The 23,976-nt window shown below is 70.1% G+C and carries 26 protein-coding genes; 13 read left to right on the top strand and 13 right to left on the bottom strand.

The genetic code is table 11. The annotated features are described in order from the left end of the window. Positions 1-41 precede the first annotated feature (41 nt). Positions 42-1,394, top strand: coding sequence for an acetyl-CoA carboxylase biotin carboxylase subunit (gene accC, locus BM314_RS00750; RefSeq protein WP_091676759.1), 1,353 nt, complete (start codon positions 42-44; stop codon positions 1,392-1,394). A gap of 79 nt (positions 1,395-1,473) precedes the next feature. After that, a complete protein-coding gene (aat, locus tag BM314_RS00755) occupies positions 1,474-2,157 on the top strand; it encodes a leucyl/phenylalanyl-tRNA--protein transferase (RefSeq protein ID WP_091976450.1) in 684 nt (227 codons plus the stop codon). Positions 2,158-2,181: 24 nt separating this feature from the next. On the opposite strand, the gene BM314_RS00760 is transcribed toward aat, so the two are convergent. Together BM314_RS00760 and BM314_RS00765 are read right to left on the bottom strand one after the other, a co-directional pair. Further along, positions 2,182-2,547 (bottom strand): hypothetical protein, encoded by a 366-nt coding sequence (locus tag BM314_RS00760; protein ID WP_020092097.1) that lies wholly within the window; start codon positions 2,545-2,547, stop codon positions 2,182-2,184. 66 nt (positions 2,548-2,613) lie between these two features. Continuing rightward, complete coding sequence (locus BM314_RS00765) at positions 2,614-2,820, bottom strand: DUF2842 domain-containing protein (protein WP_012319661.1); 207 nt, start codon at positions 2,818-2,820, stop codon at positions 2,614-2,616. Between the two features lie 210 nt (positions 2,821-3,030). On the opposite strand from BM314_RS00765, the gene BM314_RS00770 reads away from it, so the two are divergent. The 4 genes from BM314_RS00770 to BM314_RS00785 all read left to right on the top strand — a co-directional run bounded on the left by BM314_RS00770 (position 3,031) and on the right by BM314_RS00785 (position 7,971). Continuing rightward, positions 3,031-4,134: a COX15/CtaA family protein gene (locus BM314_RS00770; RefSeq protein ID WP_091976451.1), complete on the top strand. Its 1,104-nt coding sequence runs from the start codon at positions 3,031-3,033 to the stop codon at positions 4,132-4,134. A 150-nt stretch (positions 4,135-4,284) separates the two neighbouring features. Next, entirely contained in the window at positions 4,285-4,968 is a 684-nt protein-coding gene (locus BM314_RS00775) for a PAQR family membrane homeostasis protein TrhA (RefSeq protein WP_056528859.1), read from the top strand. A 141-nt stretch (positions 4,969-5,109) separates the two neighbouring features. Continuing rightward, a complete protein-coding gene (locus BM314_RS00780; protein ID WP_091976452.1) occupies positions 5,110-6,309 on the top strand; it encodes a glycosyltransferase family 4 protein in 1,200 nt (399 codons plus the stop codon). 144 nt (positions 6,310-6,453) lie between these two features. Next, the gene (locus tag BM314_RS00785) at positions 6,454-7,971 is read left to right on the top strand and encodes an undecaprenyl-phosphate glucose phosphotransferase (protein ID WP_091976454.1); all 1,518 of its coding nucleotides are present in this window, start codon (positions 6,454-6,456) and stop codon (positions 7,969-7,971) included. A 41-nt stretch (positions 7,972-8,012) separates the two neighbouring features. Here BM314_RS00785 and BM314_RS00790 read toward each other — a convergent pair whose 3' ends face one another. From BM314_RS00790 to BM314_RS00830, 9 genes are all read right to left on the bottom strand, one after another. Beyond that, a complete protein-coding gene (locus BM314_RS00790) occupies positions 8,013-8,366 on the bottom strand; it encodes a hypothetical protein (RefSeq protein ID WP_091976456.1) in 354 nt (117 codons plus the stop codon). A gap of 213 nt (positions 8,367-8,579) precedes the next feature. Beyond that, a complete protein-coding gene (locus tag BM314_RS00795; protein ID WP_091976458.1) occupies positions 8,580-11,150 on the bottom strand; it encodes a TonB-dependent receptor in 2,571 nt (856 codons plus the stop codon). A 247-nt stretch (positions 11,151-11,397) separates the two neighbouring features. Further along, complete coding sequence (locus tag BM314_RS00800; protein ID WP_091676777.1) at positions 11,398-12,036, bottom strand: hypothetical protein; 639 nt, start codon at positions 12,034-12,036, stop codon at positions 11,398-11,400. A gap of 13 nt (positions 12,037-12,049) precedes the next feature. Beyond that, positions 12,050-12,943, bottom strand: coding sequence for an ABC transporter permease (locus tag BM314_RS00805; protein WP_091976459.1), 894 nt, complete (start codon positions 12,941-12,943; stop codon positions 12,050-12,052). After that, a complete protein-coding gene (locus BM314_RS00810) occupies positions 12,940-13,689 on the bottom strand; it encodes an ABC transporter ATP-binding protein (RefSeq protein ID WP_091926704.1) in 750 nt (249 codons plus the stop codon). Before BM314_RS00810 ends, BM314_RS00805 begins: the two co-directional genes overlap by 4 nt. Then, a complete protein-coding gene (locus tag BM314_RS00815; protein WP_091976461.1) occupies positions 13,686-13,928 on the bottom strand; it encodes a hypothetical protein in 243 nt (80 codons plus the stop codon). The genes BM314_RS00810 and BM314_RS00815 overlap by 4 nt, the downstream gene beginning before the upstream one ends. Continuing rightward, positions 13,928-14,362: a cupredoxin domain-containing protein gene (locus BM314_RS00820; protein ID WP_091976462.1), complete on the bottom strand. Its 435-nt coding sequence runs from the start codon at positions 14,360-14,362 to the stop codon at positions 13,928-13,930. Before BM314_RS00820 ends, BM314_RS00815 begins: the two co-directional genes overlap by 1 nt. Before the next feature lie 67 nt (positions 14,363-14,429). Then, positions 14,430-15,413: a YVTN family beta-propeller repeat protein gene (locus tag BM314_RS00825; RefSeq protein ID WP_020092085.1), complete on the bottom strand. Its 984-nt coding sequence runs from the start codon at positions 15,411-15,413 to the stop codon at positions 14,430-14,432. A 121-nt stretch (positions 15,414-15,534) separates the two neighbouring features. Continuing rightward, a complete protein-coding gene (locus BM314_RS00830; RefSeq protein ID WP_091976464.1) occupies positions 15,535-16,806 on the bottom strand; it encodes an ABC transporter substrate-binding protein in 1,272 nt (423 codons plus the stop codon). A gap of 186 nt (positions 16,807-16,992) precedes the next feature. Between BM314_RS00830 and BM314_RS00835 the strand changes: the two genes are divergently transcribed. Genes BM314_RS00835 through BM314_RS00865 form a run of 7 tightly spaced genes read left to right on the top strand, consistent with a single transcriptional unit; the run spans position 16,993 to position 22,480 of the window. After that, on the top strand, positions 16,993-17,517 hold the full coding sequence (locus tag BM314_RS00835; RefSeq protein WP_091976466.1) for a DUF3280 domain-containing protein: 525 nt from the start codon (positions 16,993-16,995) through the stop codon (positions 17,515-17,517). A 27-nt stretch (positions 17,518-17,544) separates the two neighbouring features. Further along, positions 17,545-18,246 carry a (5-formylfuran-3-yl)methyl phosphate synthase gene (locus BM314_RS00840; RefSeq protein ID WP_091976467.1) on the top strand — a complete coding sequence of 234 codons (702 nt, stop codon included), beginning with the start codon at positions 17,545-17,547 and terminating at the stop codon, positions 18,244-18,246. Further along, a complete protein-coding gene (locus BM314_RS00845; protein ID WP_091976469.1) occupies positions 18,243-18,818 on the top strand; it encodes an amino acid kinase family protein in 576 nt (191 codons plus the stop codon). Before BM314_RS00840 ends, BM314_RS00845 begins: the two co-directional genes overlap by 4 nt. Beyond that, a complete protein-coding gene (locus BM314_RS00850; RefSeq protein WP_091976470.1) occupies positions 18,815-20,377 on the top strand; it encodes a DUF6513 domain-containing protein in 1,563 nt (520 codons plus the stop codon). Before BM314_RS00845 ends, BM314_RS00850 begins: the two co-directional genes overlap by 4 nt. Before the next feature lie 4 nt (positions 20,378-20,381). After that, positions 20,382-20,972: a DUF447 domain-containing protein gene (locus tag BM314_RS00855; RefSeq protein WP_056528823.1), complete on the top strand. Its 591-nt coding sequence runs from the start codon at positions 20,382-20,384 to the stop codon at positions 20,970-20,972. A gap of 21 nt (positions 20,973-20,993) precedes the next feature. Then, positions 20,994-21,527 (top strand): SRPBCC family protein, encoded by a 534-nt coding sequence (locus BM314_RS00860; protein WP_056528820.1) that lies wholly within the window; start codon positions 20,994-20,996, stop codon positions 21,525-21,527. After that, positions 21,524-22,480 carry a YncE family protein gene (locus BM314_RS00865; RefSeq protein WP_091976471.1) on the top strand — a complete coding sequence of 319 codons (957 nt, stop codon included), beginning with the start codon at positions 21,524-21,526 and terminating at the stop codon, positions 22,478-22,480. Before BM314_RS00860 ends, BM314_RS00865 begins: the two co-directional genes overlap by 4 nt. Before the next feature lie 3 nt (positions 22,481-22,483). On the opposite strand, the gene BM314_RS00870 is transcribed toward BM314_RS00865, so the two are convergent. Further along, positions 22,484-22,684 (bottom strand): hypothetical protein, encoded by a 201-nt coding sequence (locus BM314_RS00870; protein ID WP_091976473.1) that lies wholly within the window; start codon positions 22,682-22,684, stop codon positions 22,484-22,486. 74 nt (positions 22,685-22,758) lie between these two features. Further along, a complete protein-coding gene (locus BM314_RS00875; protein WP_091976475.1) occupies positions 22,759-23,934 on the bottom strand; it encodes an alpha/beta hydrolase in 1,176 nt (391 codons plus the stop codon). Positions 23,935-23,976: the final 42 nt, after the last annotated feature.

A 23,976-nucleotide genomic window follows, 5' to 3' on the forward strand; every position in this document is an offset into this window, starting at 1 on the left:
CCTGCGCGGTCCGGGATCGCCAGGACGCCCTAACGGGTCCGATGTTCGACAAGATCCTGATCGCGAACCGCGGCGAGATCGCCCTGCGCATCCTGCGGGCGGCGAAGGAGCTCGGGATCGCTACCGTGGCGGTCCACTCCACCGCCGACGCGGACGCGATGCACGTGCGCCTCGCCGACGAGAGCGTCTGCATCGGGCCGCCGGCCGCCCGCGATAGCTACCTCAACATCCCGTCGATCATCGCGGCCTGCGAGATCACCGGGGCCGATGCCGTGCATCCCGGCTACGGCTTCCTGTCGGAGAATGCCCGCTTCGCCGAGGTTCTGGCCCATCACCAGATCGGCTTCATCGGACCCAAGGCGCAGCACATCCGCACCATGGGCGACAAGATCGAGGCCAAGCGCACGGCACTGAAGCTCGGCATCCCGTGCGTGCCGGGCTCCGAGGGTGGCGTCGACGACATCGACACGGCCAAGCGCGTAGCTGCCGGGATCGGCTACCCCGTGCTCGTCAAGGCGGCGGCCGGCGGCGGCGGCCGTGGTATGAAGGTGGCGCGCTCCGAGGCCGAGCTGGAGCAGGCGATCGGCATGGCCAAGTCCGAGGCCAAGGCCGCCTTCGGCGACGACGCGGTCTATCTCGAGAAATATCTGGAGAAGCCCCGGCACATCGAGGTGCAGGTGCTCGGCGACGGCCGCGGCGGCGCCGTGCACCTTGCCGAGCGCGACTGCTCCCTCCAGCGCCGACACCAGAAGGTCTGGGAGGAAGGCGGTTCGCCGGCCCTCAACGAGTCGATGCGCGCCGAGATCGGCGGCATCTGCGCCAACGCCATGAAGGAGCTCGGCTACCTCGGCGCCGGAACCATCGAGTTCCTCTACGAGGACGGACGCTTCTACTTCATCGAGATGAACACCCGCATCCAAGTCGAGCATCCGGTCACCGAGATGATCACCGGGATCGACCTCGTCATCGAGCAGATCCAGGTCGCCTCGGGCGGCCCGCTCTCGGTGAGCCAGGCGGACATCAAGGTCGAGGGCCACGCCATCGAGTGCCGGATCAACGCCGAGCACCCGGAGACCTTCCGGCCGTCGCCCGGTGAGATCACCCACTACCACACCCCCGGCGGCCTCGGCGTCCGCGTCGATTCGGCCGCGTTCCAGGGCTATCGGATCCCGCCGAACTACGATTCGCTGATCGGCAAGCTGATCGTCCACGGCCGGACCCGCAACGAGTGCCTCATGCGGCTGCGGCGCGCCCTGGACGAGTTCGTCATCGACGGGATCGACACGACGCTGCCGCTTTTCCGGACGCTGGTCCGCAACCCGGACGTGCAGAACGGCCTTTACGACATTCACTGGCTGGAGCATTTCCTGGAAGACGGCGGCATGAAAGCCTGACCGGACCTGGGCGGGGCTGCGGCGAGCGCGGCGCGCGCGGGATCTGGTCTTCGCGCCGTCCGCGCGCGACATTCACGGCATGCACGACACCGCCCGCGTGGACATCACCCCTGAGATCCTGCTGAAGGCCTACGCGGCGGGCATCTTCCCGATGGCGGAGGATGCCGACGATCCCACGCTCTACTGGGTCGAACCCAAGGCGCGCGGCGTTCTGCCCCTCGACACGTTCCGCGTTCCCCGGCGCCTCGCCCGGACGGTCCGGTCCGACCAGTTCGTGGTCCGCTGCGACACCGATTTCGACGGGGTGATCGACGGCTGCGCGGCGCCCCGGCGGGACAGCGAGCGCACCTGGATCAACGGGCGGATCCGCGAGCTCTACGGCGCCCTGTTCGATATCGGCCACGTCCACACGGTCGAGGTCTACGCGGGCGCGGACGGCCGGCTCGTCGGCGGCCTGTACGGCGTCTCGCTGGGGGCGGCCTTCTTCGGCGAGAGCATGTTCCACGAGGTCCGCGACGCCTCGAAGGTCGCCCTCGTCCACCTGATGGCCCGCCTGCGCGCCGGGCGCTACCGGCTCGCCGATACCCAGTTCGTCACCGACCACCTGTCGCAGTTCGGTGCCGAGGAAGTGCCGCGCCACGTCTACAAGCGCCGCCTCGCCGAGGCTCTCGATCAGGTCGCCGACTGGAACGTCTGGCCAGGCGACGGTTCGGTTCAGGGTACGCGGGTCCTCGAGGCGCTCGAAGCTCCGGATCGCCGTTAGTGCAGTGACGCGGGCCGGTGGCCGCTAACGCCGACGCCGGTGGCGGTAGCCGGTCGAGAACGAGGCGTATTGACGGCCGCGCACGGACCGGTAGCGTCGACGCCGGCTGGTGCTGGCCTCGACCGTCTCCTCCACCTGCGGGATCGGCTCGGCCATGGCCGCCGCGGGCGTCGCCGCCATGGCGACCGCCGTATCGGCCGAGGCGTAGCCCCCGGCGACGTTCTTGGCCGCCGGTCCGAACATCGCGAGACACTGGTTGTAGGCGAGGTCGTTCTTGAGACGCTCGCATTCACCGATGGAGCGCGGTGTCCCCTGCGCCAGGGCCGGCAGGGGCGCGAGCAGCACGACGAGAGCGGCCAGCGGCTTGAGGCAGAGAGTCGGGCGGTGCACGGAGGGGGTCTCGAGCGGCGACGGCAGGCTTGTGATCCCCGAGTGCGGCAAAATCGAGGGTTGGCCTCAGCGATCGGGTCGCTCCATCCACCGGATCAGCGGCATCAGTGGGAAGATCCACGCGATGCCGAGGATCGAGTAGATCACCGCCTGCACCGCCGCCGGTGTCTCCGAGATGCGGCTATCGGCCAGGGTCATCGCCAGCGGCCCGTAGAGGCAGACGAAGACCAGGATGGCGAGGGTGCCGATCAGGGTCCGGGTGCGGCGGCGCATTGCTGTGTTCCTGGACCGTGCCTTCGAACAGTGCTCCTGGTCCCGCGGGCGGCGCCGCGGGCTCGGACGGGCGACGGCTACCGTCCTAGAACCCGGTTGGCAACGCGCCCGCTGACGCGGGCTGCGGCGCCGGCGCCGTTGATGGGCGCTCGGACATCCCCTAACCCGGGCACTGCGGGGGGCATCCCGGCATCCGCGGAAGGGACGTGTATGGATATGAGCGGCGCGGGCGACCGGCGGTTGGGGGCGGTGCGAACCTGGCTCTACGCGGTCGCGGCCCTGGTGGTCGCCATGGTGGCGGTCGGCGGTGCGACGCGGCTGACCGGGTCCGGCCTGTCGATCACCGAGTGGCGCCCCGTCACGGGCGCGATCCCGCCGCTGACGGAGGCAGACTGGGCGGCCGAGTTCGCCAAGTACAGGGACACGCCGCAATACAACATCCTCAACCAGGGGATGGGATTGTCCGCCTTCAAGGTGCTGTACGGATGGGAATGGGGCCATCGCCTGCTCGGCCGGGTGATCGGCCTCGTGTTCTTCCTGCCGCTAATCGTGTTCTGGTGGCAGGGCCGGATCAGCCGGCGGCTCGGCCTCGGCCTGCTCGGTCTCGGCGCGCTCGGCGGCCTCCAGGGCGCCATCGGCTGGATCATGGTCGCCTCAGGCCTCCAGCCAGGCATGACGGCCGTGGCGCCGCTCAAGCTCGCCCTGCACCTCACCACCGCGAGCCTGATCCTGGCCGGGCTGGTCTGGCTGGCCGCGGGCCAGCGCCCCGGCGTCCTGGCGCCGGCCCCGGCGCGCCTGCGGGCGACCGCCCTGCTGCTGCCGATCCTCGTCCTGGTGCAGATCTTCCTCGGTGGCCTCGTTGCCGGCTCGCATGCCGGCCTCGTCTACAACACGTGGCCGACCATGGACGGCCATCTCGTCCCGCCGCTGGACAGCCTGTTCGCGATCCGGCCGTGGATCGAGAATTTCATCGACAACCACGCCTTGGTTCAGTTCGACCACCGGGTGACGGCCTACCTCGTCTTCGTCGTGGCGGTGCTGCACGCCGTCGACGCCTGGCTCACCGGCCCGAAGAGCGCGGCTGGGCGGGCAACGGGGGTCGTCATCCTCGTCCTCGCCCAGATGGCGCTTGGGATCGCGACGCTGCTCCTCGCCGTGCCGCTCTGGGCGGCGCTCGCGCATCAGGTGCTCGCCATGGCGGTGCTCACGATGGCCACCGTCCATGCCCGCCTCAGCCGGGGATCCGGCCTGGTCGAGCCCGCAGCCGCCGAGCCGCCGCTGGGCTTCGAGGGGCTCACCGCCGGCCGCATCTAGGCTCTCGTGCGGTGCAGCGACCTTGCTGCGCCGCACGAGACTTTTACCGCTTTCAGTGGAACCTTGGGATAACTCCCCATCAGCAATCTGCACATGGAACGACTAAGACTTCTCAAGCTTTAAGCTGCACGCGTGGCAGGAGGCTTCAAGATGTCTCTCGCGGAGGATGGTCGACCGCTCTCCCTGACCTGGCACTACACGCCGCGGGAGATCATGGCGGATGGCGTGATCCATGGTCTCGGCGTGGTGTTCGGCCTCGCCGGTGCCGTGGCCCTGGTGGCGACCGCGGTCACGGCGCATCTCGGGCTCGGCGAACGTGCGGCCGTTGTCGTGTACGCCACGGCCCTCGTCCTGATGCTCGGCGTCTCGGCCGTCTACAATCTCTACCCTGTGAGCCCGCGCAAATGGCTCCTGCGCCGCGCCGATCACGCGCTGATCTACCTGATGATCGCCGGGACCTACACGCCGCTGGTGGCCCTCGTCGGGTCGGGCCCGCGGGCGTACGCGCTCCTGGCGATGATCTGGGTTGTGGCCCTCATCGGGATCGCCGTGAAGCTGTTTCTGCCGGGCCGGTTCGACCGCCTGTCGATCGGGCTCTACCTGTTGCTCGGCTGGAGCGGGTTGTTCGCCTACGAATCAGTGATCGCGGCGCTCCAGCCCACCGCCCTGTGGCTCTTAGGAATGGGCGGAGCGCTCTATTCGATCGGCGTCGTGTTCCACATCTGGCGGACCCTGCCCTTCCAGAACGCGATCTGGCACGGCTTCGTCCTCGCCGCCACCGCCTGCCACTACGGGACGATCTGGGCCAGCCTGAACGGCTCGCCGATGACGTAGCGTTGGGATCGATTGCGACCGTGCGCGTAAAACTCCGGTTACCGTCCTGATGGAAAGGTCGAGACGCGGCGACCTGCTTTAAGTTTCCTGCGACCACGGATGCATCACAACCTGGGGACTGATATTCCCGGGAGCTGGACCGTGGTCCCGAAGACGAACGACTCTGGCATCGCTCAGCGTTACCGGATCCTGCACGTGTTCCGCGCGCCGGTGGGCGGCTTGTTCCGGCACGTCATGGATCTCGCTCGCCTCCAGGCGGCCGCGGGGCACCATGTCGGTCTCGTCTGTGATTCCAGCACCGGCGGCGACCGCGCTGCGGGCGCCCTGGCGGACCTGGTGCCCTGCCTGGACCTCGGCCTTGTCCGGCTGCCGATGCGCCGCAATCCGCATCCGTCGGACTGGTCCTGCCTCCGGGCCGTGGCGCAGAGGGCCGCGGAGGTCTGCGCGGAGGTCCTGCACGGACACGGCGCCAAGGGCGGCGCCTATGCCCGGCTCGCCGCGGCAGGTCCGGCGATCCGCGCCTACACGCCGCACGGCGGCAGCTACAATTACCGGCCGGGCAGCCCGCTGCACCGCCTCTACATGGGTGCCGAGGCGGTGCTCGCCCGCCGCACCGACGCGTTCCTGTTCGAGAGCGAGTACGTCGCCGGCCGCCATCGGAGCTTCGTCGGCGGTCCCGAGCGCGTGACGCGGATCGTGCACAACGGCATCGCCGAGGCCGAGTTCGCGCCGCTGGACCGCGTCGCCGAGCCTTTCGACCTGCTCTACGTCGGCGAGCTGCGGGAGGCCAAGGGCCTGCCCTACCTGCTCGAGGCCCTGGTCCGGCTGCGGGCCGAGGGCCGGGCGCTGCGCCTGCTCCTCGTCGGGTCGGGACCGGATGCCGAGATCCTTCGCGACACCGTGGCGCGGCTCGGCCTCGCCGACGCGGTGGCGTTCGAGCCGCCGCAGGCGATCCGCTCCGTGCTCGCCCGCGGGCGGATCCTCGTCGTCCCGTCGCTCGCGGAGTCGCTGCCCTACGTCGTGCTGGAAGCTGCCGCGGCGGCGCAGCCCCTGGTCGCCACCCGGGTCGGCGGAATCCCGGAGATCTTCGGCGCGGCCGCGCGCGACCTCGTGCCGTCGCGCGACCCAGCGGCGCTCGTGGAGGGGATCCGACGGGTCCTCGACGCCGCGCCGGAGGCCCTGGCCGAGCGGACGCAGAGTCTGAGCGCCTCGATCCGGCAGCGCTTCTCGCTGGAACGCATGGGCAGCGAGGTGATCTCCGGCTACGCCGCGGCCTTCGAGGCCCGCGCGGAGCGCCGCGATCCCGCACCGCGCGCGATCGCCGGGGCCCGGACCGCCTGACGACGAGACCAGCAGCAAGAGGAACGGGGGCCTGTGCGCCGCGGTGGAAAAGGCGGCGGCGCCCGCGCTCTTAAATGTTCCCACAACGCCCCGTGCCAGGGTTTCGCCGAGGCAGCGACCGCAAGGCTCGGGGGGAGCCGATCGATGAGCGCGTTCGACATTCGCGATCTTCTCGAGGCCGCCGTCCCGATGGAGGCTTCCTCGACCCCGGCCGCGGGCAGCGTGCCCCTCGCCGAGACCGCCGTCCCCGGCCCGACGGCGATCTCGCCCGTCGTGGTGGCCGGTCTGGTGCGCGGGCTGGAATGCGCGCTCATCTTCGGCTTGGGCGCACTGCTGCACGTGCTGATGCTCCGCGGCCGCGTCCCGTTCGGACTGACCTACGCGGGCGCGATCGGCATGATCGCGGTGATCACCGTGACGCTGATCCAGGCGTCCGGCGGCTACCGGGTCGCTGCCTTCCGGAGCTTCTTCAAGACCGCCGTCCGGCTGATCGCGGCGTGGTCGATGACATTCTTGATGGTCGCCGCCGGCCTCGTGCTGGCCAAGGTCGCCGACCACTACTCGCGCCTCTGGCTCGCGACCTTCTTCGGCACCGGCCTCGCGATGCTGCTGGTCGGCCGCTTCGTCCTGTTCCGCATCATCGATGCCCAGACCCGGGCAGGACGGTTCGACCGGCGCACCGCGATCGTGGGCGGCGGGCAGCCCGCGGAGGACCTGATCGCCGCCCTGGAGACGCAGAGCGAGAGCGGCATCCGCATCGTCGGGGTGTTCGACGACCGCAATGCCGATCGCTCTTCGGACGTGGTGGCGGGGCACCCGAAGCTCGGCAACGTCGACGACCTCGTCGCCTACGCGCGGCACGCCCGGCTCGACCTGATCGTCTTCACGATCCCGATCACCGCGGAGGCCCGGATCCTCCAGATGCTCGCCAAGCTCTGGGTCCTGCCGATCGACATCCGTCTCTCGGCGCACGCCGCAAAGCTGCGCCTGCGCCCGCGCAGCTACTCGTATCTGGGCTCCGTCCCGGTGCTGGACGTGTTCGACCGTCCGATCGCCGACTGGGACGTCGTGGTGAAGGCGCTGTTCGACCGCTGCGTCGGCCTGATGATGCTGCTGGCGCTATCGCCGCTCATGCTGGTCATCGCCCTCGCGGTCCGGCTGACATCGCGCGGGCCGGTGCTGTTCCGGCAGAAGCGCCTTGGGTTTAACAACGAGCTGATCGAGGTCTACAAGTTCCGCTCGATGTACGTGGATCAGTGCGACGCCGGCGCGGCCAAGATGGTGACACGGGGCGATCCCCGGGTCACGCCGGTCGGGCGCTTCATCCGGAAGACCTCGCTCGACGAGCTGCCGCAGCTGTTCAACGTGCTCAAGGGCGACCTGTCGCTGGTCGGCCCGCGCCCGCACGCGTTGCAGGCCAAAGCCGCCAACACGCTCTACGACCAAGTGGTCGACGGCTACTTCGCGCGCCACAAGGTGAAGCCCGGCATCACCGGATGGGCGCAGGTCAACGGCTGGCGCGGCGAGACCGACACCTCAGAGAAGCTGCAGCGGCGCGTCGAGCACGACCTCTACTACATTGAGAACTGGTCGGTGCTGCTCGATCTGCAGATCCTGCTGACCACGCCGTTCGCGCTGTTCAAGACTGAGAACGCCTACTGAGGGGAAGGGCCGGCACGGGAGCGGTGCCGGCCGGAAGCGCGCTACGGCAGCGCGCCGGCCTTCTCCTTGGCCTTCAGGATCGTGTCGCGGCAGCCCTGGGAGTCGCCGCCCTTGTCCTGCTGGCGCGCCTGCGCGACCAGCTTCTTGGCTTCCTCGACGCCCGCGGCGGTGGGCTTCACGGCGGCGTCCGACTTGGTGAGCGCCGGCGGCGTGTCGAGCGCCTTGGGCGAGTTCGAGGACGTGGTGCCGCCGGGCGGCGTCGTGCCGGTCACCGAGGCCGCGCCGGCGCTGTCCAGCCGCCGCTGCAGCGTGTCGACCTCGTCGGCGCACGGGGTCGCCAGGGCTGGCGTCGCGGCCGCCAGGGCCAGGGCTGCAACGGCGAAACGCATGATCATCGGGACGAGGCTCCACGGTGTCGGGATGCGGCCGGCGCCGACCCCTCATGCATGAGCGGACGGTAATGCGCCGGTGCGGCTACCGGGGAGACGCCGGGCGAACGGGCCCGTTCCCGAGACAGGAGGCCGCATGCGGTAGCGCGGAAACGCGACGGGCGCCCCGCGCGGCCTTTTGGCCGCGGGAGGCGCCCGCCTCTCGACGCCGCTGACGGATCAGTACTTCCGGATGATCGGCTCCGGCGACATCGGCACCGGATCGGCGCCGAAGGCATAGCGGATGCCGGCGTAGACCGAGAAGGGCTGCGCCAGGGTCGTGGTCCGCGGATCGCTGATCCGCAGGTTGCCCGCCACCGCGCCCGGCTCGGCGTAGGTGCCGAACGTGGTGTAGCGGTTGTTGGTCAGGTTGGTGATGAGGCCGAAGACCTCGAGATTCTTCGTCACCTGATACTTCGTCTGGAAGTTCAGAACGTAGTAGGGCGGCAGCTTACGGTTCAGGTTCGACTCGTCGCCGCGGAAGTAGGACGACGAGAAGGCCTGGAGGTAGAGGCCGAACTGCCAGTTGGGCGTGACGAAGTAGTCGAACCCGGCCTTGATCTGGTGGGTCGGCACCAGCGGCACGACGTTGCCCTTGCGGACCTGGATCGCGCCGTCATCCGCGAGCGGGTTGTTGGGCGACGACAGGGTGCCGTTGAACTGGAAGGTCGCGTCGACCAGCGCGTAGTTGGCGTAGACCCGCAGGTAATCGGCCGTGTACTCGCCGCCGACCTCGATGCCCTGCCGCTGCGTCGACGGCACGTTGACGAAGTAGGCGCGGGCGGTGTTGCCGGGAGTGGCCAGCGACAGGATGTCGTTGGCGAGATCGGTGCGGAAGGCGCCGATCTTGTAGGTGATGATGCCGCCGTCATAGGTGTTCGGCAGCTGGCCGCGGAAGCCGACCTCGTAGGTCCGCCCGGTGACCTGCTTGAGCGGCGGGTCGGCCACCAGCGAGTTCGGCAGCAGGCACGGCCGGTCCGGGTTGGCGCAGGCCAGCTCCAGCGGGGTCGGGGCGCGGTTCGACTCCGAGTAGCTGCCGTAGAGGTTCAGCGCGTCGAAGAACCGGTAGGTCAGGCCGGCGACCGGGTTGATCTTGTTGAAGTAGTGCGTGCCGGTCACGTCCGGCGAGAAGCCGGTCAGGTCCTCGCTCTGGATGCGCGCGAAGTTGAGCCGGGCGCCGGCGGTCAGCGACAGCCGGTCGGTCACGTCGAGCGTGTCGAGGGTGTAGAGGCCCATGTAGAGGTTGGAGCCGTTGACCGAGCTCGGCGCGATGCCGAGCGCGCCGGCGGTCCGCAGCTGCGGCGTGCCGAGGCCCGGGACGTTGCCGTAGAACGGGTTGCTCGGGTTGGTCGTGATCGACAGATCCGGGTTGATGACGCCGAGCGTGCTGGACGACTTGAAGCCGTAATTGGCCGCGTCGATGCTGCCGCCGACCACGAAGGTGTTGGACAGGCCGAAGATCCGGTCGCGATTGGCGGCCTGGAGCGAGCCGCCGAAGCCGGTGGCTTCCGTCCGGGTCGTGTCCAGCGTGCCGTACGGGATGCCCGCCCGGAACGGGATGCGCTGGTTCTGCTGGCCCAGGATCAGGAATTGGTTGCGGAAGGCGAGCTGCGACTGACCGGCGGCCGGGCTGAAGCCGTCATCCTCGAAGCAGAGGTTGCCGCGGAAGCTGGAGCGCGTGCTGCAGTTCTCGAAGTTGCCGTCGTTGCCGTCGACGTAGGTCTGGCTGAAGCGGCGGAAATAGGCGTTGCCGGCGAGATCCCAGGTCGGCGAGATGTCGACCCGGCCGGTCAGCTGGAGCGTGCCGACCTCGGTGGTGGTGGTCTGCGGGAAGGTGAAGATCGCCCGCGGGTCGCGGTGGGTGAAGTCCACCGGCGTGGCCGCGGCCGCGCCGAAGAAGCTGCGGGCGGCGAGCCCGATCAGGTGGAACTCCGCATCCTGCGAGCGGTAGCCGATGTCACCGTATAGGCGGCCGATCGTGCTCGGGCTCTCGTAGCGCCAGCCGCGGTCGTTCAGGCCGTCGCCGGTGAAGTAGAAGCTCCACGGGCCGGAGACCTTGCCGTACTCGAGATAGCCGGCGGTGCGCGCGTCCGAGCCGCCCCAGGCCGAGATCTCGGTGCCCTGCCAGGTGAAGCCGTTCTTCATCTGGATGTTGACCGCGCCGCCGAGCGCGTTGAGGCCGAAGACCGGGTTGCCGGTGACCACGTCGATGCGCTGGATTGCCTGCGGCGGGATCAGGTCGAAGTTGACGATGTCGCCGAAGGCCTCGTTGATGCGCACGCCGTTCTGATACACGGCGAGGCCCTGCGGCACGCCCTGCACGGGCGAGGCCGTGAAGCCGCGGTAGGTGATGTCGACGCGGTTGTTGTTGCCCTGCGAGTCCGAGACGTTGATGCCGGGCGTGCGGCGGGCCAGCGTCGTGGTCAGGTTGTCGCTGGCGCGATCGATCGTGATATCGCTCGCCGTGACCGATTCGACGGTGCTGGGGATCTTGTAGAGCGGCTGCTCGGAGCCGCGCAGCCGCACGCCGGTGCTCGGTCCCAGGGAGCCGGCCGGCGGCACCGGTCCGGGACCGTTGAAGATCTGCGCCTGGCTCGAATTTCCGCCGCCGGACCCAACCGGCGACGTCGAGACGACGCTGATCTCGCCGAGCGTGACCGATTGCTGAGCCTGCACCGCCGTCGGGAGAACCGTCCCGGCGAGAATCGATGCCGACGCGACCAGGCTGCTCCGAAGCGCCCGAAGTGACATCCCCAACCCCCTCAAACCCAAACACGTGCTCGTGACTGCCGAGCTTGGGTCTTTCTTGGCGGGTGCCGGGAACGCGCACAATTGGTTCAAGAACACGTGAGACGCGTTTCGGCCTCATTTCCGGGCCGCGCCGACCGAAGCCGCCGCCACGTGGTTAAACAGCAACAGTTTCGGTAAAGATTTCAGGCACTTAAGGATATTTCGGCAATCTGCCCGGGATAGTTTGGCAATGATCGCTGGCGTGGGGTCAGAGCCGCGCCTGAATCAGGCGCGCGATCTCACCGAGCCGCTGCTCGAGCAGCTGCGGAACCTCGCAGACATAGGTCAGCGACTGGCTCCGCTCCTGAAAGATCCGGCGATCCCAGGCGAACTTCGTCTCCAGCTCGGACTGGTCCTTCGGGAGTTCCGTGGCGTCGGAGGCGCTCGGCGCGTCCTTCACCTGACTGATCTTGTCGGCCTCGTCGCGGATTCGCTCGGCCATCCGGCGCTGGCCCTGCGCGTAGCGCGCGATGCCACCCACCACCTTGTTGCGCTCGCCGTTCAGCACCTCGAACACGCCGGCGTAGACGCGGGTCAGGGCCTTGTCCTTCGCGTCCTTGTCGGAGCCGAACTTCTCCGCGAACGTGTCGAGAAGCGGGCCGACCTGCGAGAGGTCGGTGCGGCGCGACGCGATCTTCTGCGCCAGGACGGCGGCGTCGTTGTCGCTGCCCCAGTCGCCGGCGGCCTCCACGTCGGGGCCGGTCCAGAATTGGCCGGGGCTGAGTGTGGCGACCTTGCGCTGGACGCAGGGCCAATCCGGATCCTGCTTCGGCTGCGCCAGGGCGGGACCGGCGAGGATCGCGAGCCCCAGCGCCGGGCCGACGATGCGGGTCAGGAGGACGTTCATCGGGCGGACTCCATCAAGTGTTGTCGCCGGCCGGGCCGCCGCGCCGGGCCATGATGCCGCGGCCGGGGTCGTAGGCGACCACCGCCATGCCGAAGAAAGCGAGCCCCACGCCCACCACAACGGCGCAGGCGACCGGCTCAAACTGAAGGTAGAGGGCGAAGCGGACGAGCTGGACCGCGTGGCTGAACGGGTTCAGCTCGCAGATCCAGTAGAGAGTCTCGGAGGATTCCCGGATCCGCCACAGGGGGTAGAGGGCCGACGAGGCGAAGAACATCGGGAAGATCACGAAGTTCATCACGCTGGCGAAGTTCTCGAGCTGGCGAACCAGCGAGGACAGGAACAGCCCGATCGCTCCCAGCATCAGCCCCGTGGCCAGGAAGGCCGGCAGCGCCGCGAGGTAGCCCAGCCACGGGATGTCGCTCTCCCAGAAATACGCCACGGCCAGGAACGCGTAGGCCTGCACAATCGAGACGGCGACGCCGGCGATCAGCTTGGCGAGCAGGAGCAGCCATCGCGGATAGGGCGAGGTGAGCAGCACCTTCATCGAGCCGACCTCGCGGTCGTAGACCATGGACAGCGACGATTGCATGCCGTTGAACAGCTGGATCATCACGGCGAGGCCCGGGACCACGTAGACCTCGTAGAGCACGTAGGTCTGGTAGGGCGGCTCGATGGACACGCCGAGCGTGTTGCGGAAGCCGGCCGCGAAGATGAACAGCCAGACCAGCGGCCGGACCAGCGCCGAGAAGAACCGCTCCTTCTGATTGAAGAAGCGCAGCAGCTCGCGGCGGACGATGCCGCCGAGGCAGATCAGGTAGCCGACCGCGTCGAGGCGGCCGATCCGCGCGGCCTGTCCGCGCGGCGGGGCGGGGCCGATCCGGGTGGCGAGGGGCGTCGGGTTCGTCATGCCGCCGCCCTCCCCGGCTCGGCGACCAGGCGGCGGAACGCGTCGGCGAGCGCCTCGCCGGGCCTGCCGATCCCGCCGGCCCGGCCTCGGGCGACGATCCGGCCCCGGTGCAGCACCACGGCGTCGTCGTCGTCCGCGATCTCCTCGAAGATGTGGGTCGCCCAGAGCACCGACAACCCCTCCTCGCGCACCAGGGCGCGGACGATCGCCACGATGTCGGCCCGGGATTCTAGGTCGAGGCCGACGGTGGGCTCGTCGAGGAGCAGCAGGTCGGGGCGGTGGATCAGGGAGCGGGCGATCTCGATCCGGCGCGACTGGCCACCCGAGAGTGTGCGCACCTTGTCGTGGCGCCGGTCCGCGAGTCCGACGCGGTCGAGCAGCTCGCCCACACGGACCTTGGCGGCGCCGCGGGCGATGCCGTGCAGGCTCGCGTGGTAGAGGAGGTTCTGCTCGACCGTCAGGTCGGTGTCGAGGGTGCGGGCCTGGAACACGACGCCGAGCCGCGCCAGCGCCCGGGACGGCTCGCGATCCAGGGCGTGGCCGAAGATCGAGACCCGCCCGGTCTGGTTGTTGTAGAGCCGGGTGATAACCGAGAACAGCGTCGTCTTGCCGGCGCCGTTCGGCCCCAGCAGCGCGGCGAAGTGGCCACGCTCCACCGTGATCGAGACGTCGTCCAGCGCGGCGCGGGCGCCGAACTTGTGGCCGACATGCTCGATCAGGAGGGCCGCCGGCTCGGTCGCGCTCATCGGCCCAGGACCTTCCGGGCGTCGGAGACGGCGTCGAGGCACTCGTCGAACTCGCCCTCCTTCTGCTCCCGCTCGGCCACCCGCAGGGCCTTCTTGAGCTTCGGCACCGCCGTCTCGGGCGGGTTCAGGGCGAGGGCGTTGCGGATCATCGTGATGCCCTCGGCGCAGGACGCGGCGTCGTCGGCCGCGAGGGCCGGGCCGGCGGCGAGGAGGCAGGCGGAGAGGAGGAGGATGCGCATCACTTCACCGTCAGCGTGCCGGTCATGCCCTTGGACTCCAGGCCGTGCACCGACCACGTGTAGGTGCCGGGCTTGATCGCGACGAACTCGATGGCGATCTCGCCGGGATCGTCGAACTCCAGGTGATCGGGTGGGCCGCCGCCGTGGATCTCCTTGTGCTCGATCACGATCTGGTTGAACCAGATGTAGCGGAAGAACTCCGGCGCGTAGAATTTGTATTCCTGGCGCCCCTTGGCGACGATCCGTAGCCGGTAGGCCTTGCCGGATTCCAGCGTGATGTCCTTGTTCTCGACCACGAAGTCGTTGCCCTGATCGTCGCCCAGGACGAGGTCGGGCAGGTTCTCCCGCTTCTTGGTCAGGTCGAGGGCACTGGCCGGTGCCGCGGCGAGCAGCCCTGCCAGGCCGAGGGCCGCCGTTCGAATCATGCGTGTCATATCGTGTTCCACCCTAGGACCGCGTCGCGCGCGGCCGTCCTCGCTCGGCGCCCGGAGGTCGCGCGGATCAGTTCGGCGAGATCGCTACGCCCCAAGGAAGGAGCCCGACTGGGATGCTCTTCACCACCTTCTCGGCGGCCACGTCGATCACCGAGACGTCGTTGGAGGTGCCGTTCGTGGTGAAGAGCTGCTTCTGGTCAGGCGTGAAGGCCAGCTGCCAGACCCGCTGGCCGACCGGCAGATACTTCTCGACCGCGTAGGTCTTGGCGTCGATCACGGCGACGCGGTTCGCCGGCCCGAGGGCCACGAAGGCCTTGGACCCGTCCTTGGTGATCCGGATGCCCACCGGCTGGATCGCCTCGTCGTTCACGCCCGGGATCTTGAAGGTGATCTTCCTGATCACGCGGCGCTGGGCGACGTCGATCACGCTCACCGTGCCGCCGACCTCCGCGGAGACCCACAGGAACTTGCCGTCGGCGGTGAACTCGGCGAAGCGCGGCCGGGCGTCGACCAGCACGTTGTCGATGACCTGGAATGTCTTCGTATCGATGAAGTGGGCCATGTTGGTCGTCTCGGAGGTGTTGACGAGGATCTTCCCGTCCGGCGACAGGCCCATCCCCTCCGGCTCGACGCCCACCGGTACCTCGGCGAGCACCTTGTTCTTCTCGATGTCGATGATCGTAACTTGGCTGTCGTCCTCGTTGGCCACGTAGAGCGGGTTCCCGGAAGCGTCGAGGATGAACTGCTCCGGATCCGGCCCGGAGCGCAGCGAGCGCACCACCTTTCCGGAACTGGTGTCGAGCACGTCGATCCGGTCGTCGTCGCTCGCGCAGACGAACAGCTCCTTGCCATCCTTGGAGACGGTCACACCGCGCGGGCGCCGCCCGACCTTCCACGTCGCCGTCACCGCCATCGTGTTAGTGTCGATGACGCTGACCGAGTTGCCCTTCTCGTTCGTCACGTAGGCGGTGAAGGCGGCGGCCGGCCCGCACAGGGCGAACCACGCACCGAGGGCGACCCCACTCAGACATGCCTCGACGCGGCGGCTCATACGGTTTCCTTCCCTTGCGACGGCCCGGCGCCCTGGGCGGACGTTCTCGGGGGACGTTTGTAGTGCGATTTCCGCGCGTTGCGAGGGCCTTGGCCGCTCGCCATCGCCGCAGGCCGCGGGTTCACTTGAACTTGCAGGTGGTCTCGGGGAGGTCGACGCCCAGCGTGTCGAGGGGCGTGCGCTGGTGCAGGAAACCCTGCTCGGGCGCGACGGAGACCAGCGCCTTCGGCTGTACCACGATGATCGCCTGCCGGAGCTGATGGTCCCAGGGCCGGAAGCTCAGGGGCACGCCCTTGTAGGCCGGCAGCGTGAAGGCGGGCTCGACGAGGTACGGAGCGATCACGGCCGGGTCGTTGGTCTTCTTCGCCGTCACGGCCTCGCCCACCGTCCGCACCGCCGCCCAGACCTGATAGTCCAGCGGGCGCATCAGCCGCGAGGCGAGCCGCCGGAACCGGTTCTGGGCCTGCGCGGCGCCCCAGGTCTCCAGCACGGGGGACCAGGTCGTCGGCGTCAGCGCCTGGGTGCCGCCGACGGGGCGCGGATCGACCGTGCGGTAGGGCACGTAGTCGCCCCAGTCGCCCTCCTCGTCGGCCACGATGGCCATGTCGTAGTCGAGGCCCCGGGTGAAGACCATCGCCTCGGCGCGGGTCGGCGTGTCGCCGCGCGCCTTGGCGAGGGGGCCGAAGGTCCAGGGCTTCTCGGCGGTGATCTTCAGCGCGAACTTCCGCGCCGAGTTGCGCATCGCGTCGGCGTAGGCCTTGTCGGCGTCGGTCGGGCCGACGATCAGGAAGAGCTTCCGCCAGCGCATCACGGTCAGGTACTGCGCCAGGGCGTCGGTGAGCATCGCCCGCGACGGCAGGATGTGGAACACGTTGGCGCGGCACTCGGCGCCGCGCAGACGATCGTCGGGCGCCCCCGCGTTGAGCACGACCGCGCCCGTGTCCTTGACGGCGTCGGCCACGGCCAGAACCGCGTCGGCGGGGAGCGCCAGGACCAGGTAGCGCACGCCCTTGCCGATCAGCTCCTTGGCCGCCGCCACCGCGTCCGGCTTGTCGTCGGTCAGGGCGACTTCGTCCAGGACGTAGGTCTGCTTGGTGAAGCGGCCGGTGGTGTTGTTGTCGGCGATGCCCATCTTGGCGCCGGCCAGGCCCTCGTCCTCCGGCGCCGCCTCGGCATCGTACGAGGACGGGGCGGGCTGCGGCCGGTAGATCAGGCCGACATGGGTCTCGAGCGCCTGCGGAGCGGCGGCCTGGGCCGGCTGCGCCACCGCCGCCGGCGCCGGGTCCTCGGCCCGCGCCGCCGCCGGGGCGATGGCGAGCGCGACGGCGGCCGCGCGCAGCCAGGACGGGCGCGTCTTGTGCCGGAGGGCCGTGTCGGGTGCAGGATGGTGCATGCGCGCGGCCTCTATCAGCTTCCGCTCAGGCCGCTCAACCGCGGCGTCTCGTCCCGACGTTCACGTTACCGTCGTGGGATAGGCGGGCGCGGAAGTACATTGCCAAATTGTCCCTTCGCCCGACCTATGGCGGGAACGATGCCGCCGCCTCGGGCGGTCGCACGCCTCGAGAGGAAGCTCCCGCCGATGCGCCACATGTCTCTCCGCGCCGCGCTCGCCTGCGGCGTCGTCCTGTGGACCGCCCTGCCCGGTGCGGCCGGCGCCGCCGAGAAGGCCGCCGTGTTCCCGGTCGAGCTGTTCGATCCCGGTGCCGCCTACGGATCCCGGACGCGGCCGATGGACGCCCGGAAGCTCGCCCTCGTCACCGACGAGTTGCGCAACGCCCTGCGCGACAAGGCCGGTCTGGAGATCGTCGATACCGCGCCCAAGGCCGACGTCGTGGCCAAGGAGGGGCCGCTCTACAAATGCAACGGCTGCGCGGCCGACATCGCCAAGAGCCTGGGTGCGGACCTCGTCGTGACCGGTTATGTGGAGAAGGGGTCCGGCCAGATCTTCAACCTGAGCGTCGCGATCGCCGAAGCCGATACCGGCAAGGTGGTGCGCGGCGGGCAGGTGACGATCCGGGCCGACACCGACGATACCTGGGCGCACGCGATGCGTTGGGTGGTCAAGAACCGCCTGCTCGCCGAGCCGCTGCCCGGGAAGTCCTGAGACGGCCCGTTCAAGTTCGAGTGTTTCGTGCCCGCGTCCACCATCCAGCAAGACCCCCTGCCCCGGCTCCTCGTCAGCGTTCGCGATCCGGCCGAGGCCGAGGCAGCCCGCCTCGCCGGCGCCGACCTGATCGACGCCAAGGACCCGGAGCGCGGGGCGCTCGGCGCCCTGGACGAGGACGTCGTGCGGGAGATCGTCGCCCGCGTGTCCGGAGGGGCCGCGACGAGCGCGGTGGCCGATCCGGCGGCCGGATCCGTCGCCGCCCTGGCCCGGACCGGGGTCGACTGGGTGAAGATCGGTCTACGTCCTGCCGAGATCCGGGACGCGGCGGCGCTGGCCGACCGCGTCGCGGCCGCGCCGGGCCGGCTGATCGCCGTGCTGTTCGCCGAGGACGGGCCGGCGGCCCCGCATGTGCCCGCCCTGGCGGCGGCCGGCTTCGCCGGCGCCATGATCGACACCGCCGGCAAGACCGGCGCCCGCCTGCCCGACCTCGCCGCGCCCTCGGACCTCTCGGCCTTCACCACCGCCTGCCGGGCGAACGGCCTAATGAGCGGCCTCGCCGGGTCGCTGCGGGTCATCGACATCCCCGGCCTCTGCGCGCATCGGCCGGATTACCTCGGCTTCCGCGGCGGCCTGTGCCGGGACTTCGACCGCCGCAACGGCATCGATCCCCTGCGCGTGGCCGAGGCCCTGCGCGCCCTGCGGCCGAGCCGGCAGGACGCGGCGTGACGAGCGTCATCAAGATCGGCGGCAGCCTCGAGGCGGATCCGCATCGCCGCCGCGCCCTGCTGGAGGCGATCGGCGACGGCACGCACGGGCGCTGCATCGTGGTGCCGGGCGGCGGCGCCTTCGCGGACGCCGTCCGGGCCGCGCAGGCGCGGGAGCGCTTCGGAGACGCCGAGGCCCATCGCCGGGCGCTCGACGCCATGAGTGACGCGGCCGGCATCTTCCGCGGGATCGAGCCGCGGCTCGTGCAGAGCCTGGAGCCCTGGGCTGAGACGGCGCCCGCGCGGATTCGGGTCTGGAACCCGCGCGCTCTCCGAGCCGGCCACCCGGACATCCCGGAGACCTGGGACGTCACCTCGGACAGCCTCGCCCTCTGGCTCGCCGCGCGGGTCGGGGCGGAGCGCTGCGTCCTGGTGAAATCCGTCGATGCGCCGCCGGGCGTCGACCCCGCCGCGCTGGCGCGGGACCGGATCGTGGATGCCGCCTTCCCGGGCTTCGCGGCATGTTTCGGGGGTACGATCGAGGTCTGGGGACCGCACCGCCGCGTCGCGGTCGAGACGAGGGGCGCCGCGTGAGCACCGCCGAGCACATCGTCTTCGTCACCGGCCGCCTCGCCCGGGCGCGGCTCGAGAAGGTCGCGGCGGGGCTTCCGCAGACCCTCCACTGGAGCATCGCGGATGCCGGCGTGAAGGTCGCGGCGCTGATGACCGAGGAGATCATCCGCCGGCGGGTCGTGCTGCCCGAGGGCGCCACGCGGATCGTCCTGCCGGGCCGGTGCCGGGCCGAGCCCGAGCACCTTGCGGCGCATTTCGGCGTCCCGGTGGAGCGCGGACCCGACGAGGTGGTCGACCTGCCGGCCTGGCTCGGCCTGACCGCCCGCAAGGTCGACCTGTCCCGGCACGACCTCCGGATCTTCTCGGAGATCGTGGACGCGTCGAAGATGAGCGTCGACCAGATCCTCGCCAAGGGGCTCGATCTCGCCGGGCGCGGCGCGGACGTCATTGATCTCGGCGGCCTGCCCGATACCCCGTTCCCGCACCTCGAGGATTCCGTGCGGGCCCTGAAGGGCGCCGGCCTGAGGGTCAGCGTCGATTCCTTCTCCCGCGAGGAACTGGTCCGGGGCGCCGGCGCCGGCGCCGACTTCCTGCTGAGCCTGAACGAGGAGACCCTCGATCTCGCCTTCGAGACCGACGCGATGCCGATCCTCGTGCCGATGCGGCCGGACGACCTGCCCTCCCTCGATCGCGCGATCGAGCGCATGCTCAAGGCGGGGCGGCCGTTCCTGGCCGACCCGATCCTCGAGCCGATCCACCACGGCTTCGTCGACTCGATCGCGCGTTACCGCGACACCCGCGCCCGCTGGCCCGAGATCGACATGATGATGGGCACCGGCAACCTCACCGAGCTGACCGAGGCCGATTCCCTGGGCGTCACGGCGCTGCTCGTCGGGATGTGCTCGGAGCTGTCGATCCGCAACGTGCTGATCGTGCAGGTCTCCAACCACACCCGCCGCACCGTCGAGGAGCACGACGCCGCCCGGCGGGTCATGTACGCGGCCAAGGCCGATTCGGCGCTGCCGAAGGGCTACGGCCGGGCGCTCCTCGCCCTTCACGACAAGCGCCCGTTCGTGCAGACCGCCGACGAGATCGCCCAGGCCGCCGCCGAGGTGCGCGACCCGAATTACCGGATCGTGATCGCCGAGGACGGGATCCACCTCTACAACCGCGACATCCACAGGGTCGGCACCGACGCGATGGCCTTCTTCCCCGACCTCGATGTGGCGAGCGACGGCGCCCACGCCTTCTATCTCGGCGCCGAACTCGCCAAGGCCGAGACGGCGTGGCGGCTCGGCAAGCGCTACGTTCAGGACGAGGCCCTCGACTGGGGCTGCGCGGCCGACGCCGATGTCGAGGATGCCACCGCTTTCAAGAAGGCCGGCCATACCCGTCATTCCGGACCCGACGCGCCGCCGCCCGGGACCCGCGACGCGCGCCTGGTCGGGCCCGAGGCCGGTGCGACGTCATCCGAGACGATCTCGGACAGCGAGGCGCGCGCCGCGGTCTCCCCCGAGCGCCCGCAGGATCCGCCGTCGAAGCTGGTCTGCGGGCGCCTCGTCCCCGCCGACAAGGCGTGAGGCCATGCCGCTGATCCTCGAGACCATCGTCACCACCCTGTCCCCGGCGGGCGAGCTGCACCTCGTCCCGTTCGGGCTGATCGGCGAGGATGAGGGCTACGTCCTCGCGCCGTTCCGGCCATCGCCGACGATCGTCAACCTGGAGGCCAATCCCTGCTTCGCTGCCTCGAGCCCGCGCGACATCCGCGTGATCGCCGGCGCGGTGACGGGCCGGCGCGAGTGGCCGACGCTGCCGTGCGCGGCGATCGAGGGCCGCCGCCTCGCCGACAGTTTCGGCCACGCGGAATTCGCGGTCGCCTCCGTCGAAGCCCACGAGACCCGGCCGCGCTTCCGGGGCCGGATGGTCCACAGCGCCGCGCACGCGCCGTTCATCGGCTTCAACCGCGCGCAGGCGGCGGTCCTCGAGGCCGCCATTCTTTCGACCCGGCTCCACATGCTGGAGCCCGGGAAGGTGTTGACGGAGATGGCCTACCTCGCCATCGCCATTGGCAAGACCGCGGGACCGCGCGAGCGCGAGGCCTGGGGTTGGATCGAGGACAAGGTCGCGGCGGCCCTCGGCCCCGAGGCGCGCGTCCTCGATCGCGACGACCGCTGAGGGCGGGAGGAGAAGGACAAGATGAAGAAAATCACCCTGGCCCTGGCGGCCACGGCGGCCCTGGTGGCGGCGACCGCGCAGGCCCACGGCCCGACCCGGCGCAAGATCACCGAGTCGATCGAGATCAACGCCCCCGCCGACAAGGTCTGGGCCGTGGTCGGCGACCTGAAGAACGCCGACTGGATGCAGAACGTCACCAAGACGGAGCTCAACGGCGACCCGGCCGGCAAGTTCAAGCGCGTGCTGACGCTCAAGAACGGCAATCAGATCTCCGAGACCAGCAACAAGTACAAGCCCGAGGACAAGATGTTCTCCTACTACATCGACAAGGTCGATGTGAAGGATCTTCCTGCGAACGATTACTCGGCGACGATCACGGTCGAGCCCGAGGGCAACGCCAAGTCGAAGGTCGAGTGGAAGGCCGCCTTCTATCGCGGCTACATGAACAACGACCCGCCGCCGGATCTGAACGACGAGGCCTCCGAGAAGGGCGTCGGCGACTGGATCAAGGCGAGCCTCGCCAACCTGAAGGCCAAGGTCGAGAAGGGCTCGTGAGCCCGGCTCGGGGCCGCGCGGCCCTCGCCGCCGGCCTCGTCCTCGTGGCGACGGCCTCCCGTGCCGAACCGGCCCGGGAGGCCGTCGTCACCGCCCAGCTTGGCGGCGCGGTCGAGATCGTCGATCTGGCCGCCGGGAAGGTGGTGCGCCGCATCCCAGTCGACGGGGCCCCGGCTGGGATCGCCCTGTCGCCCGATCGCCGGCGGGCCTACGTCACGCGCCCGGAGGGGCACGGCCTCGCGATCCTCGACCTCGACGCTGGCAAGGTCCTGTCCGAGGTGCCGCTGCCCGGCGGCCCGCTCGGCGTCGCTTCCGACCCGCGGGGCGGCGCGGTCTACGTGGCCGACTGGTACGGGCACCGCCTGTTCGTGCTGACCGAGCGCGACGGCACCCTGGTGCCGGACGGCGAGATCGCGGTCGGCGCTTCGCCCTCGGGGATCGCCGTCAGCCCCGACGGGGCGACGCTCTACGTCGCCAACCGCGAGGCCGACACGGTCTCGGTCGTGGACGCCGCGACCCGGCGGGAGACCAAGGTCATCCCGGTGGGGCAGCATCCGTTCGGAATCACGCTCGATGCCGCGGCGGGGCGCGCCTACACGGCCAACGTGACCGGCGACGACGTCTCGGTGCTGGATCTGAAGACGGGGCGCGAGATCGGCCGCATCCCGACCGGCCGCCGGCCCTACGTCATCGCCCTCGCCGGCGGGCGCGGTTTCGTGACGGACCAGTATGCCGGCAGCGTCACGGCGTTCGACCTCGCCACGCTCAAGCCGATCGCCGACGTCGATGTCGGCGACCACCCGGAAGGGATCGCCGCGGATCCCGACGGACGCCTCTACGTCGCCAACTGGGGCGACAACACGCTGAGCGTCCTCGATTCGAGGACGCTCGAGGTGCTGGCGACTATCCCGACGGGCAACGGCCCGCGCTCGTTCGGCGCGTTCCTGCGCTGAGCGTCAGCCCGGTCGGCGCTGGGGCGAACGCCGGTAGGCCGCCCGGGCCATCAGGAGTGCGCCGCCGACCTGCAGGAAGCCGGTCTCGCCGAGATCCGAGGGGGCGATATGCGCCTGGATCAGCAGCCGTGTCAGCGCGTTCAGCGCGAGCAACGTCAGGCAGAAGGCCGCGGCGGCGAGCAGGCTGGCGACGAACTCGGGCATGATCTCCCTCCCGTGTCGAACGGGGAGAGATTAGCAAGCCGCGCGCCAAGGCCAAGCTGTCGCAGCGTCCGATCTCAGCGCTTGCGTCCGGCGGGTGCGGGCGCCGGAGTCCCGGCCTGAGCGGCCGGTGTGGGCCGCGGCGTCTCGACGGCGAGCCGCTTCACCGGCCAGCCGTCGCTCCAGCGCTCCATGTCGGCGAGGCGCGGATTGTTCTTCAGCGCCGCCGCATCCGACCCGGCGAAGGCCGCCGCGGCGGCGAGGTCGAAGGTCTTCCAGAAACCGAGATAATCGAGCGCGTCGACCCGGGCGAGGTTGATCTGCGAGACCAGGGTCTGCTGCTCGCCGGACAGCGCCATGTCGGCAGACCAGCGGAACGGTGGCGGCTTCGCCGCGTCCTTGGTCGCGTCCTTCGGCTCCGGTCCCGGCTTGATGGCGCCGCCGTCATAGGCCGTGTCCACCCCCGCCGGGGACGCGAGGGTCGCCGTCAGGGCCGGAAAGCCGTGATCGTCCGACAGGGCCCGCACGAAGAGCTTGCGCTCCAGCGGCACGGCACTCGCCTCGCGCAGGAGGCGCTTGGCCGCGAGATCGGCGGCCCGCGTGTCCTTGTCGCCGACCATGGTCACGATCAGCGTCGCGGGATCGATCGCCGACAGGTCGGTGAGGGCGATGCCGCGGGATTTCGGCCCGCTGGCGATGCCACCGGGCATCACCGCGAAGATCAGCTTCGGCACCGGCAGGCCCTGGGCCTTGGCCGCGGCAGCCAGATCCATGGCGAGCGGAGCCCCGGCGAGATGGCCGATCATCGCGACGCGGCCGAGGTCGGGCTTCGCCTCGCCGTCCGTCGCGATCTCGGCGAGGGCCGCCTTGACGAGGGATTCCGCGATGGCCGGGGCGTCGGCCGGGCGGGTCCGGTTCACCTCCTGAAATCGTGGATACAAGATGAGCCAGCCCTGGCGGGCGAGATGATCGATCCAGCCGCCGTAGCTCTGCGGATTGACCGCGCCCCACCCGTGCAGGACGATCGCGACCGGCCGGCCCGTCTCGGGGGCCGCGCCCGCGGCGTAGAACGCGTAGGTCGAGGCCGTGCCGCGCCCGAGCAGCCGCTTGGTCACCGTCGCCTTGCGGTCACCCACACCGCCCGCGCCGTCGGCGGGCTGGGCGGGCGGGGTCGCCGCCTGAACGGACGCGAGACCGGCCAGGGTCATGATCGCGGCGGCGGTGAGCGATCCGCGAAGAACTGTGAGACGCATCCGGGACTCGACTGAGAGACGCACTGCGTCGGCAGGTCAGAA

The organism is Methylobacterium sp. 13MFTsu3.1M2 (assembly GCF_900112625.1).
In the GTDB taxonomy this organism is placed as follows: domain Bacteria; phylum Pseudomonadota; class Alphaproteobacteria; order Rhizobiales; family Beijerinckiaceae; genus Methylobacterium.